The 12871-nt window shown below is 64.8% G+C and carries 8 protein-coding genes, 1 tRNA gene and 1 pseudogene; all 10 read right to left on the bottom strand.

Going from position 1 to position 12871, the window contains the following annotated elements; translation table 11 throughout:
* Window positions 1-261 precede the first annotated feature (261 nt).
* The gene (rpoC, locus tag VD964_RS16475; protein ID WP_324869607.1) at window positions 262-4434 is read right to left on the bottom strand and encodes a DNA-directed RNA polymerase subunit beta'; all 4173 of its coding nucleotides are present in this window, start codon (window positions 4432-4434) and stop codon (window positions 262-264) included.
* 102 nt (window positions 4435-4536) lie between these two features.
* Window positions 4537-8730: a DNA-directed RNA polymerase subunit beta gene (gene rpoB / locus VD964_RS16470; RefSeq protein ID WP_324869606.1), complete on the bottom strand. Its 4194-nt coding sequence runs from the start codon at window positions 8728-8730 to the stop codon at window positions 4537-4539.
* A gap of 248 nt (window positions 8731-8978) precedes the next feature.
* Complete coding sequence (gene rplL, locus VD964_RS16465; protein ID WP_014246882.1) at window positions 8979-9356, bottom strand: 50S ribosomal protein L7/L12; 378 nt, start codon at window positions 9354-9356, stop codon at window positions 8979-8981.
* Between the two features lie 58 nt (window positions 9357-9414).
* On the bottom strand, window positions 9415-9939 hold the full coding sequence (gene rplJ, locus VD964_RS16460; protein WP_098740499.1) for a 50S ribosomal protein L10: 525 nt from the start codon (window positions 9937-9939) through the stop codon (window positions 9415-9417).
* A gap of 309 nt (window positions 9940-10248) precedes the next feature.
* Window positions 10249-10953 carry a 50S ribosomal protein L1 gene (gene rplA, locus VD964_RS16455; protein ID WP_324869605.1) on the bottom strand — a complete coding sequence of 235 codons (705 nt, stop codon included), beginning with the start codon at window positions 10951-10953 and terminating at the stop codon, window positions 10249-10251.
* A 4-nt stretch (window positions 10954-10957) separates the two neighbouring features.
* Entirely contained in the window at window positions 10958-11392 is a 435-nt protein-coding gene (gene rplK, locus VD964_RS16450; protein ID WP_014246878.1) for a 50S ribosomal protein L11, read from the bottom strand.
* Window positions 11393-11552: 160 nt separating this feature from the next.
* Window positions 11553-12083, bottom strand: coding sequence for a transcription termination/antitermination protein NusG (gene nusG, locus VD964_RS16445; protein WP_014246877.1), 531 nt, complete (start codon window positions 12081-12083; stop codon window positions 11553-11555).
* A 3-nt stretch (window positions 12084-12086) separates the two neighbouring features.
* The gene (gene secE / locus VD964_RS16440) at window positions 12087-12284 is read right to left on the bottom strand and encodes a preprotein translocase subunit SecE (protein WP_014246876.1); all 198 of its coding nucleotides are present in this window, start codon (window positions 12282-12284) and stop codon (window positions 12087-12089) included.
* Window positions 12285-12371: 87 nt separating this feature from the next.
* Window positions 12372-12447, bottom strand: a tRNA-Trp gene (locus VD964_RS16435).
* A gap of 192 nt (window positions 12448-12639) precedes the next feature.
* Window positions 12640-12871 (bottom strand): annotated as a pseudogene (tuf, locus tag VD964_RS16430) (elongation factor Tu); the annotation flags it as partial.

Raw genomic sequence — 12871 nt, 5'->3', positions numbered from 1 at the left:
TGCGAAACGTTGCCGTTCCGAGCGGGCTGAATGAGCGAAAGCCGACCGGAGGACTCCGATCGGCGGGATCGGTGGATTCAAGCGGACGCACGGAGAGCCCCGGCGTCCTTTGAAGTTCGCGGACTTTAGGGAAAGGCATGGAGAGAGTCAAGGACGGTATTTCCCGATTGGAGCCGTACCGATGCCCTCCGCGCTGCCCAATGAAAAAGGGCGCGTCCCTTGCGGAACGCGCCCCCTTCCCTACTCAATCGGTCCGACTGATCAGGCCGCGGAGCTTTCCTCGCCCGGGGTCGGCAAAGCCGGAGTTTCCTCCGGAGCGCCGGCTTCCAGGGCCGCTTCACGATCACGCTCGGCGGCGATCAGCTTCAGGCGGTTCACCACGGAGCCCGTGCCGGCCGGGATCAGACGGCCGACGATGACGTTCTCCTTCAGGCCTTCCAGGTTGTCGACCTTGCCGCCGACGGCCGCTTCCGTGAGGACGCGGGTGGTTTCCTGGAACGACGCGGCCGAGATGAAGGACCGCGTCTGCAGGCTGGCCTTGGTGATGCCCTGGAGAACCGGATGGCCGTGGGCCGGCTGAAGGCCCTCGGCGACCGTCTTCTCGTTCTCCTCATCGAACTCCTGACGGTCGACCTGTTCGCCCACCAGGAAGGTGGTCTCGCCGGCGTCGGTGATCTCGACCTTCTGCAGCATCTGGCGAACGATCACCTCGATGTGCTTGTCGTTGATCTTCACGCCCTGCAGTCGATAGACGTCCTGGATCTCGTTGATGAGGTAGTCGGCCAAGGCCTCCACACCCATCACGGCCAGGATGTCGTGCGGCACCGGGTTGCCGTCCATCAGCAGATCGCCGCGCTCGACGTAATCGCCTTCCTGCACGGAGATGTGCTTGCCCTTCGGGATCAGATACTCCTTCTCGTCACCGCTCTCGTCATTGCGGACGACGATGCGGCGCTTGGTCTTGTAATCCTTACCGAATTCGACGCGGCCGCTCATTTCCGAGATGATGGCGAAGTCCTTCGGACGACGCGCCTCGAACAGTTCGGCCACGCGCGGCAGACCGCCGGTGATGTCGCGGGTCTTGGACGATTCGCGCGGGATACGCGCCAGCACGTCGCCGGCCCGGACTTCGGCACCGTTCTCCACCGACAGGATGGCGTCCACCGACATGAAGTAGCGGGCTTCCAGGCCGTTCGGCAGGGTGATCAGCTCGCCGCGGTCGTCCACCAGCGCGATGCGCGGCTTCAGATCGGCACCGCGCGGCTGCTGGCGCCAGTCGACGACCACCTTGGAGCTGATGCCCGTCGCCTCGTCCATCACCTCGCGCATGGAGATACCCTCCACGAGGTCGATGTAGCGGGCGGTACCGGCACGCTCCGTGATGATCGGCAGGGTGTACGGGTCCCACTCGGCCAGCTTGGCGCCGCGCTCGACCTTCACGCCCTCGTCCGCCAGCAGCTTGGCACCATACGGCACGCGGTGACGCGCCCGTTCGCGGCCCTGGTCATCGAGCAGGATGACTTCTGTGCTGCGGCCCATGACGACCGGAATGCCGGAGGAGTTCATGACGACGTTGCGGTTGTTGATCCGCACGGTCGCGTCGAACGCCGCCTCGATCTGGCTCTGCTCCGCTCCGCGCTGCGCCGCACCACCGATGTGGAAGGTACGCATCGTCAGCTGGGTGCCCGGCTCGCCGATCGACTGCGCCGCGATGACGCCGACCGCCTCGCCGGTGTTGACCAGCGTGCCGCGGGCCAGATCACGGCCGTAGCACTTGGCGCAGACGCCGTCACGGGTCTCGCAGGTCAGGACCGAGCGGATCTTGACGGAGTCGATGCCCGAGCGCTCGATGCGGTCGACCGTCGGCTCGTCGATCAGCCCGCCGTCCTCGACGAGCAGCTCGCCGTTCAGCGGGTCGATCACGTCGCCGACCACGGTGCGGCCGAGGATGCGATCGCCCAGCGGGCTGATCACTTCGCCGCCGTCGATCACCGCCTTGACGGTGATGCCGCGCTCGGTGCCGCAATCATGCTCGACGATGATGGCGTCCTGCGCCACGTCGACCAGACGACGGGTCAGGTAACCGGAGTTCGCCGTCTTCAAGGCGGTGTCGGCCAGACCCTTGCGGGCGCCGTGGGTGGAGTTGAAGTACTCCAGCACGGTCAGGCCTTCCTTGAAGTTCGAGATGATCGGCGTCTCGATGATCTCGCCCGATGGCTTGGCCATCAGGCCGCGCATGCCGGCCAGCTGACGGATCTGCGCGGCGGAGCCACGCGCACCGGAGTGGGCCATCATGTACACCGAGTTGACCGGCTTGCCGGCTTCGGTGGTCGAGATCGCCTTCATCATCTCGGAGGCGACCTTTTCGGTGCATTCCGACCAGACGTCGACGACCTTGTTGTACTTCTCGCCCTGGGTGATGAGACCGTCGAGATACTGCTGCTCGAACTCCTTCACCCGCTCCTTCGACTCGTTGACCAGCTTCTCCTTGGCGGCGGGGATGACCATGTCGTCCTTGCCGAAGGAAATGCCGGCGCGGCAGGCGTGGCCGAAGCCAAGCTTCATCAGGCGGTCGGCGAAAATCACCGTCTCCTTCTGACCGCAATGGCGGTAGACGGCGTCGATGACGTTGCCGACGTCCTTCTTGGTGAGGACGCGGTTGATCAGCGAGAACGGCACCTTGGGGTGACGCGGCAGCAGCTCCGACAGCAGCATGCGGCCCGGCGTCGTCTCGACGATGCTGATCAGCTCGTTGCCTTCGTCGTCCACGCCGACGTAGCGCGCCTTGATCTTCGCATGGATCGACAGGACCTTGGCGTTCAGCGCCTGCTCGATCTCCGAGACGTTGGCGAACACCATGCCCTCGCCCTTCTCGCTCGGGCGGTCCATGGAGATGTAGTAGATGCCGAGGACGATGTCCTGCGACGGCACGATGATCGGCTTGCCGTTGGCGGGCGACAGGATGTTGTTGGTCGACATCATCAGGACGCGCGCTTCCAGCTGGGCCTCGAGGCTCAGCGGAACGTGCACGGCCATCTGGTCGCCGTCGAAGTCGGCGTTGAAGGCGGTGCAGACCAGCGGGTGCAACTGGATCGCCTTGCCTTCGATCAGCGTCGGCTCGAACGCCTGGATGCCGAGACGGTGCAGCGTCGGCGCACGGTTCAGCATCACCGGATGCTCGCGGATGACCTCTTCCAGGATGTCCCAAACCTCGGGACGTTCCTTTTCCACCATCCGCTTGGCGGCCTTGATGGTGGAGGCGAGACCGTACAGCTCCAGCTTGGCGTAGATGAAGGGCTTGAACAGCTCCAGCGCCATCTTCTTCGGCAGGCCGCACTGGTGCAGCTTCAGCTCCGGACCGACGACGATGACCGAACGGCCCGAATAGTCGACGCGCTTGCCGAGCAGGTTCTGACGGAAGCGGCCCTGCTTGCCCTTCAGCATGTCGGACAGCGACTTCAGCGGACGCTTGTTGGCGCCGGTGATGACGCGGCCACGGCGGCCGTTGTCGAACAGAGCGTCGACGGCCTCCTGCAGCATGCGCTTCTCGTTGCGGACGATGATGTCCGGCGCCTTCAGCTCGATCAGCCGCTTCAAACGGTTGTTGCGGTTGATGACGCGGCGGTACAGGTCGTTCAGATCGGACGTGGCGAAGCGGCCGCCATCCAGCGGGACCAGCGGACGCAGTTCGGGCGGGATCACCGGAATGACTTCCAGGATCATCCACTCCGGACGCGACTGCGAAGCCAGGAAGGCGTCGATCAGCTTCAGGCGCTTGACCAGCTTCTTGCGCTTGGCTTCGGAGTTGGTGTCGCGCAAATCCTCACGGCAGCGCTTCTTCTCCTCGTCGAGGTCGAGCGCGGACAGCATGATGCGCAGCGCTTCGGCACCGATCGACGCGGTGAAGGCGTCCTCGCCGTACTCGTCCTGGGCGTTCAGGTACTCTTCCTCGTTCAGCAGCGAATGCAGCTTCAACGGGGTGAGGCCCGGCTCGATGACGACGTAGTTTTCGAAATAGAGGATGCGCTCCAGGTCCTTGAGCGTCATGTCGAGCAGCAGACCGATGCGGCTCGGCAGCGACTTCAGGAACCAGATGTGCGCGACGGGGGACGCCAGTTCGATGTGGCCCATGCGCTCGCGCCGGACCTTCGACAGCGTGACCTCGACGCCGCACTTCTCGCAGATGATGCCGCGATACTTCATGCGCTTGTACTTGCCGCACAAGCACTCGTAATCCTTGATCGGGCCGAAGATGCGGGCGCAGAACAGGCCGTCGCGCTCCGGCTTGAAGGTGCGGTAGTTGATGGTTTCCGGCTTCTTGATCTCGCCGTAGGACCAGGACCGGATCCGCTCTGGGCTCGCGATCTGGATGCGGATCTGATCGAAGCTCTGCGGCCCCTGGACCTGACCGAAAATGTTCATCAACTCATTCATGACCGTCTCCCGCTGGCATCGCCGCGTTGTCGGTTAAGGGCAGTGCATGACCCCGGAACGGCGCGAACGCACCGTTCCGGGGTTTGGTCACGTCAAATCGGCTCAGTAGGACCGCTGGTTCAGTTCGACGTTCAGGCCGAGCGAGCGCAGCTCCTTGACCAGCACGTTGAACGACTCCGGAATGCCGGCCTCGAAGTTGTCGTCGCCGCGGACAATGGCCTCGTAGACCTTGGTGCGGCCGGACACGTCGTCCGACTTCACCGTCAGCATTTCCTGCAGCGTGTAGGCGGCGCCGTAGGCTTCGAGCGCCCAGACCTCCATCTCACCGAAGCGCTGACCGCCGAACTGGGCCTTGCCGCCCAGCGGCTGCTGCGTGACCAGCGAGTAGGGACCGATCGACCGCGCGTGGATCTTGTCGTCCACCAGGTGGTGCAGCTTCAGCATGTAGATGTAGCCGACGGTGACCTTGCGATCGAAGGTCTCGCCGGTGCGGCCGTCCACCAGCGTCGACTGGCCCGACCGGTCGAAGCCGGCGCGTTCCAGATGGACGCAGATATCCTCCTCGCGGGCGCCGTCGAAGACCGGCGTCGCGAAGGGCACGCCCTTGCGCAGGTTGCCGCCCAGTTCCAGCAGCTCGCCGTCGGTCATGTCGGCGATGTCCTCGTTGTAGGTCACCTCGCCGTACGCCGACTTCAGCGTGCTGCGCAGGGCCTCCAACTGGGGAGCGCCTTCGGCCTTCTGGCGGATCGCCAGACGGTACTGGTCGACCGCACGGCCGATCTGCTTGCCGAGACCCGAGGCCGCCCACCCGAGGTGGGTTTCCAGGATCTGACCGACGTTCATGCGCGACGGCACGCCCAGCGGGTTCAGCACCAGATCGACGGGCGTGCCGTCTTCCAGGTAGGGCATGTCCTCCTGCGGGATGATGCGCGAGACGACACCCTTGTTGCCGTGACGGCCGGCCATCTTGTCGCCCGGCTGCAGCTTGCGCTTCACCGCGACGAAGACCTTGACCATCTTCATGACGCCCGGCGGCAGCTCGTCACCGCGCTGCAGCTTGTCGACCTTGTTCTCGAAGCGGTCCTGCAGGGCCTTGATCGAGTCGTCGAACACCTTGGCCAGGTTTTCGACGGTCTCCATCACCTGCTCGTCGGCGATGGCGATCTGGCGCCACAGGCCCTTCGACAGGCCGGCCAGCACCTCGTCGGTCAGGACGGTGCCGCCCTTCATGCCCTTCGGGCCGGACTGCGCGGTCTGACCGATCAGCACTTCCTTCAGGCGGGTGTAGAAGCTGCGCTCCAGGATGCCGCGCTCGTCGTCGCGGTCCTTGGCCAGCTTCTCGATCTCGGCGCGTTCGATCGCCAGGGCGCGCTCGTCCTTGTCGACGCCGCGGCGGCTGAACACGCGGACCTCGACGATGGTGCCGACCACACCCGGCGGCAGGCGCAGCGAGGTGTCGCGGACATCGGAAGCCTTCTCGCCGAAGATGGCGCGCAGCAGCTTCTCTTCCGGCGTCATCGGGCTTTCGCCCTTCGGCGTCACCTTGCCGACCAGGATGTCGCCCGGACGGACCTCGGCGCCGATGTAGACGATGCCAGCCTCGTCGAGGTTCTTCAGAGCTTCCTCACCCACGTTCGGAATGTCGCGGGTGATTTCCTCCTGGCCCAGCTTGGTGTCGCGGGCCATGACCTCGAATTCCTCGATGTGGATCGAGGTGAAGACGTCGTCCTTGACGATGCGCTCGTTGATGAGGATCGAGTCCTCGAAGTTGTAGCCGTTCCACGGCATGAACGCGACGAGCACGTTCCGGCCGAGCGCCAGCTCGCCGAGATCGGTCGACGGGCCGTCGGCCACGATGTCGCCGGCGTTCACCCGGTCACCCACCTTCACCAGCGGACGCTGGGTGATGCAGGTGTTCTGGTTGGAACGCTGGAACTTCAGCAGGTTGTAGATGTCGACACCCGGCGCCGTGCTGTCCGAGCTGTCGGTGGCACGGACGACGATGCGGGTGGCGTCGACCTGGTCGACGATGCCCGAACGCTTGGCGACGATGGTCACGCCGCTGTCGCGGGCGACGGTCGCCTCCATGCCCGTGCCGACCAGCGGCGCGTCGGCCTTCACCAGCGGCACCGCCTGACGCTGCATGTTCGAGCCCATCAGCGCGCGGTTGGCGTCGTCGTTCTCCAGGAACGGGATCAGCGCCGCGGCGACGGACACCAGCTGCTTCGGCGAGACGTCGATCAGGTCGATCGCTTCCGGCCGGAACATCAGGTATTCACCGCCCTGGCGGCAGGACACCAGATCGGCGGCGAAGCTGTTGTCGGGGTTCAGCTCGGCGTTCGCCTGGGCGACGACGTAGCGGCCCTCCTCCATCGCCGACAGGTAGACCACCTCGTTGGTGACCTTGCCGTCGATGACCTTGCGGTAGGGGCTCTCGATGAAGCCGTACTGGTTCACGCGGGCGTAGGTCGCCAGCGAGTTGATCAGGCCGATGTTCGGACCTTCGGGGGTCTCAATCGGGCAGATGCGGCCGTAATGCGTCGGATGCACGTCGCGCACCTCGAAGCCGGCGCGCTCGCGGGTCAGACCGCCCGGGCCGAGAGCCGAGAGGCGACGCTTGTGCGTGATCTCGGACAGCGGGTTGGTCTGGTCCATGAACTGCGACAGCTGCGACGAGCCGAAGAACTCGCGCACGGCGGCGGCGGCCGGCTTGGCGTTGATCAGGTCGTGCGGCATCACCGTGTCGATCTCGACCGAGCTCATACGCTCGCGGATCGCACGTTCCATGCGCAGCAGACCGACGCGGTACTGGTTCTCCATCAGCTCGCCGACAGAGCGGACGCGACGGTTGCCGAGATGGTCGATGTCGTCGATCTCGCCGCGGCCGTCCTTCAGGTTCACCAGAACCTTCAGGATCTCCAGGATGTCCTCCTTGCGGAGAACGCGCATCTGGTCGTCGGTCTGGAAGTTCAGGCGCGCGTTCATCTTGACGCGGCCGACGGCCGACAGGTCGTAGCGCTCGCTGTCGAAGAACAGGCCCGAGAACAGCGCCTCGGCCGACTCCAGGGTCGGCGGCTCGCCCGGACGCATGACGCGGTAGATGTCGATCAGCGCATCTTCGCGGCTGGCGTTGCGGTCCGCATTCATCGTGTTGCGGATGTAGGCGCCGACGTTCAGGTGGTCGATCGCCAGCACCGGCAGCTCGTCGACGCCGGTCTTCTCCAACTTCTCCAGGTCGCTCGCCGACAGCTCGTCACCGGCTTCGAACAGGACTTCGCCCGTGCGCTCGTTGATGATGTCGACGGCGAGATAGCGGCCGGTCAGCTCCTCGGTGGAGACCTGCTGCTCGGTCAGGCCGGCCTCGACCAGCTTCTTGATGACGCGCGGGGTCATCTTGGTGCCGGCCTCGGCGACGATGGCGCCGGTGGCGGCATCGACCAGGTCCGACGCCAGCTTGACGCCCTTCATGCGCTCGGCGCTGAACGGGGTCTTCCAACCGCCGGCGGAGCGGCTGTAGGTGATGGTGTCGTAGAAGTAGTTGAGAATCTCTTCCTTCGACATGCCCTGCGCCTCATAGGGCAGCAGGTCCTTGCGGTTCGCCTTGCGCTCGGTGCGCAGAGCCTCGGTCTCCGCGCCGTCCAGAGCGAACAGCAGCGTGGTGGCCGGCAGCTTGCGGCGGCGGTCGATGCGCACATAGACGAGATCCTTGGCGTCGAACTCGAAGTCGAGCCAGGAACCGCGGTAGGGGATGACGCGCGCGGCGAACAGATACTTGCCCGACGCGTGGGTCTTGCCCTTGTCATGGTCGAAGAAGACACCCGGGCTGCGGTGCATCTGGGAAACGATGACGCGCTCGGTGCCGTTGATGATGAAGGTGCCGTTGGCCGTCATCAGGGGCATGTCGCCCATGTAGACGTCCTGCTCCTTGATGTCGCGAATGGACCGGAGGCCGGTATCTTCCTCGACGTCGAACACGGACAGGCGGAGGGTGACCTTCAGCGGGGCGGCGAAGGTCATGCCGCGCTGCTGGCACTCCTCGACGTCGTACTTCGGCTGCTCAAGCTCGTACTTGACGAAATCCAGCACCGCGCGGTCGGAGAAGTCCTTGATCGGGAAGACCGACTTGAAGACTTCCTGCAGGCCCAGGTTCGCCCGCTTTTCCGGGGCGACGTCCATTTGCAGGAAGTGATCGTAGGAGCTGCGCTGCACCTCGATGAGGTTGGGCATCTGGGTGACTTCCGGGATGCGCCCGAAGCTCTTCCGAACACGTTTACGACCCGTAAAGGATTTGGCCATGGATGTCCCCAAACGTCTGTACGTGATGCGCGTTATACCGACCGTTCAACCGACCGCGGGATCAAGCCGACTGGTGTCGACCGGTCCCAAGGGCGCCCGCGCGGGCCATCCCCATGATGGGGACGGAAAGAGCCGGGCCGGGCGAGCCCGGTCCGGCGGAAGGCAGAAAACGCCGTGCGGCGGCAGGTCCCCTGGGGGACCGGCCGCCGTCCGGCGTGGAACTGTATGATCCGTAACGCAACAAGGTCTTACTTAATATCGACCTTGGCGCCGGCCTCTTCAAGCTGCTTCTTGATCTTGGCGGCCTCGTCCTTCGTGGCGCCTTCCTTGACCGGCTTCGGAGCGCCCTCGACCAGGTCCTTGGCTTCCTTCAGGCCCAGGCCGGTGATCGCGCGGACTTCCTTAATCACGTTGATCTTCTTGTCGCCGGCATCGGCGAGGATCACCGTGAACTCGGTCTGCTCTTCGGCCGGAGCGGCAGCGGCAGCGGCCGGGCCGGCGGCGGCAACGGCCACCGGAGCGGCGGCGGAGACGCCCCACTTCTCTTCGAGGAGCTTCGACAGCTCGGCGGCTTCCAGGACGGTCAGGGCCGACAGATCGTCGACGAGCTTCTGCAGATCAGCCATGTTACTACTCCAAACGACTTGAGTTCTGGGGATGTGAAAAACGAGTGACTAGGCCTGGTTAGGCAGCCGCCTCGTCGTCCTTCTTCGCGTAGGCAGCAAGCACGCGGGCGACCTGGCCACCCGGAGCCTGGAGAACGCCGGCGATACGGGTCGCCGGGGTCTGGATCATGCCCACGAGACGGCCACGCAGTTCGTCCAGCGACGGGAGCGAGGCGAGGGCCTTGACCCCCTCCGCGTCCAGAATCTGGGTGCCGAGGCTGGCGCCGACGATCTTGAGCTTCTCGTTGGTCTTCGCGTAGTCGGCCACCACCTTGGCGGCCGCAACGGGATCCTTCGAGTAGGCGATCGCCGTCGGTCCCTTGAAGAGACCGTCCAGACCTTCGAACTGCGTCCCCTGAAGGGAACGACGGGCGAGCCGGTTCTTCGTCACTTTGAAGCTGGCGCCAGCAGCCCGAACCTTCGCACGCAGGTCGGTGACTTCCTTCACCGTCAGGCCCAGATGGTGGGTGACCACCACCAGGCCCGTGTCCTGGAGCTTCGATTGCAGAGCCGCGATCGTCGCTTCTTTTTGTGTACGATCCACGGATCGCCTCCTTGCACAGAGGTTTACATGAACCCCCGTCCCCGAAGGGCCGGAGGTCCGGCGAACCTGTCCCAGAAGTTCAAGCCGTTCCTGAACCGGACCAACCGCACGCATGCGCCGGGGCCGGAGGGGTAAACGGGTTCAACTCCTGTCTGCGCGGGTGGATTTTAAGCCCTCCCCTTCCCTTGCGGTCGGGTTCGGACACCAGCGGTCTCGGACAGGGGTGGGTGGGCGCCGTTGGGGTTTCCCCCTCGGGCAGTCCACCCGGTCACCGCCGCTGCCCTGGGGCAGCAGCGGCGAAACGGGTCGTCAGGCGGCGGGAGCCGACACGCTGGCGAGGTCGAGCTTCAGGCCCGGGCCCATCGTCGACGAGAGCGAGACCTTCAACAGGTACTGGCCCTTGGCGCCGGTCGGCTTGGCACGGCTGATGGCATCGACGAAGGCGCGGATGTTCTGTACCAGCGCCTCTTCCGAGAAGCTGACCTTGCCGACGCCGGCGTGAACGATACCGGTCTTCTCCGCACGGAACTCCACCGCGCCGGCCTTGGCGGCCTTGACGGCGCCGGCCACGTCGGGGGTCACGGTGCCCAGCTTCGGGTTCGGCATCAGGCCGCGCGGGCCGAGAACCTTACCGAGCTTGCCGACCACGCCCATCATGTCGGGCGAGGCGATGCAGCGGTCGAAGTTGATGTTGCCGGCCAGGATCTGTTCGGCGAGGTCGTCGCCGCCGACCACGTCGGCGCCGGCGGCCAGAGCCTCATCGACCTTGGCGCCACGGGCGAACACCGCCACGCGGACGGTCTTGCCGGTGCCGTTCGGCAGGTTCACGACGCCGCGGACCATCTGGTCGGCGTGGCGCGGATCGATGCCGAGGTTCATCGCGATCTCGATGGTCTCGTCGAACTTGGCCTTCGCGGCGCCCTTGACCAGGGTGACGGCCTGTTCCAGCGAGTAGAAGGAGTCGCGGTCGACGTTCTTGTAGGCGTCGGTCAGACGCTTGCCCAGCTTCGCCATAGGATCAGCCCTCCACCACTTCGAGGCCCATCGAGCGGGCGGAACCGGCGATCATCGTCGCAGCGGCGTCGACGTCGTGCGCGTTCAGGTCGACCATCTTCTTCTGGGCGATCTCGCGGATCTGCGAGGTCGTGACCTGGCCGACGAAACCGCCCTTGCCGGGGGTCGTCGAACCCTTGTCCTTGCCCGAAGCCTTCTTGAGGAAGTAGCTGACCGGCGGGGTCTTGGTCACGAAGGTGAAGGTGCGGTCGCCATAGGCGGTGATGACCACCGGAATCGGCATGCCGACTTCCAGGTCCGCCGTCTTGGCGTTGAACGCCTTGCAGAACTCCATGATGTTCAGGCCGCGCTGACCCAGCGCCGGGCCGATGGGCGGCGACGGGTTGGCCTTGCCGGCCGGGACCTGCAGCTTGATGTAACCGACGATTTTCTTCGCCATCTCACAACCTCCTGGGACGACGCGTCACGCTCTCGACCGGCTGGCCCGGCGCTGCGTCGCGGGGTTTTGCGGTTCGGCCATGGCGAGCCTCCCGCAACAGAATGGAGCCACCGATGCAAGCACCGGCAGCTCCGACACGAAACACTTTGGAACCTTGCGCTCAGATCTTTTCGACCTGCGTGTATTCCAACTCGACCGGCGTGGAGCGGCCGAAGATCGAAACCGCCACCTTGAGGCGGGACTTCTCTTCGTCGACTTCCTCGACGACGCCATTGAACGAGGTGAAGGGGCCGTCGCTCACTCGAACCTGCTCGCCCACCTCGAAGGTGATCGAGGGCTTGGGGCGCTCAAAGCCTTCCTGCACCTGATGGATGATCCGCTCGGCCTCGCGCTGGGAAATCGGCTGCGGCTTGCCGCCGCCACCCAGGAAGTCCGTAACCTTCGGCGTATTCTTCACCAGCGACCAGGATTCGTCGGTCAGGTCCATCTTGACGAGGACGTAGCCGGGGAAGAACTTGCGCTCCGTGTTGATCTTGGAACCCCGGCGCACTTCGACCACTTCTTCGGTCGGGACCAGGATTTCCTCGAACTTGTCTTCCAGACCCTTCTGAGCCGCCTTTTCGCGGATGGCCTGGGCGACCTTCTTTTCGAAACCCGAATAGACGTGAACGACGTACCAGCGCGCAGCCATGTCTTAGCCTCCCAGCCCAAGGATCAAGCGAACGGCAACCGCCAGCACCTGATCGACGACGAGGAAGAACAGGGCGGCCAGCACGACCATGACGAAGACCATGGCGGTCGTGATGCCGGTTTCCTTGCGGGTCGGCCAGGTGACCCTGGCTACCTCGCGGCGGACCTCGCGCGCGAATTCTGCGGGATTGACTTTAGCCATCGTGCGAACCGTGCGAGCTCCGAAGCGACTGTGAAGGGCGCCGCTTTTACCCTAACCGTCGTTGAGACGGCCGTTATTGGGACGGGATGGCAGGAGTGGAGGGGCTCGAACCCCCAACCCCCGGTTTTGGAGACCGGTGCTCTACCAATTGAGCTACACTCCTATCTCCGTCCGGCCACACCCTTCGGCGTGGGACGCCGCTTAAAGCATTCTTTCGGCGGCGGTGTCAAGGCCTTTCGACCTGACTTTCGGAATAACTTTTTAGAACGGCTTTGCGGAAGCCCGCCCGTACTCTTTACGCAGATAAAACTCCCCCGCCGAGCCGGAGCCCGACGGGGGAGGCAGGCTTATAGCATCACTCGACGATCTTGGCAACGACGCCGGCGCCGACGGTACGGCCACCTTCGCGGATGGCGAAGCGCAGGCCTTCGTCCATGGCGATCGGAGCGATCAGAGCCACTTCCATGGCGACGTTGTCACCCGGCATCACCATCTCGACGCCTTCCGGCAGCGAGACCATGCCCGTCACGTCCGTCGTACGGAAGTAGAACTGCGGACGGTAGTTGGTGAAGAACGGGGTGTGGCGG

The sequence above is a fragment of the Azospirillum sp. genome (assembly GCF_035628975.1).
In the GTDB taxonomy this organism is placed as follows: Bacteria; Pseudomonadota; Alphaproteobacteria; order Azospirillales; family Azospirillaceae; genus Azospirillum.
Note: the sequence above shows the minus strand (reverse complement) of the source record. Positions and strands in the feature narration are given on the sequence as shown.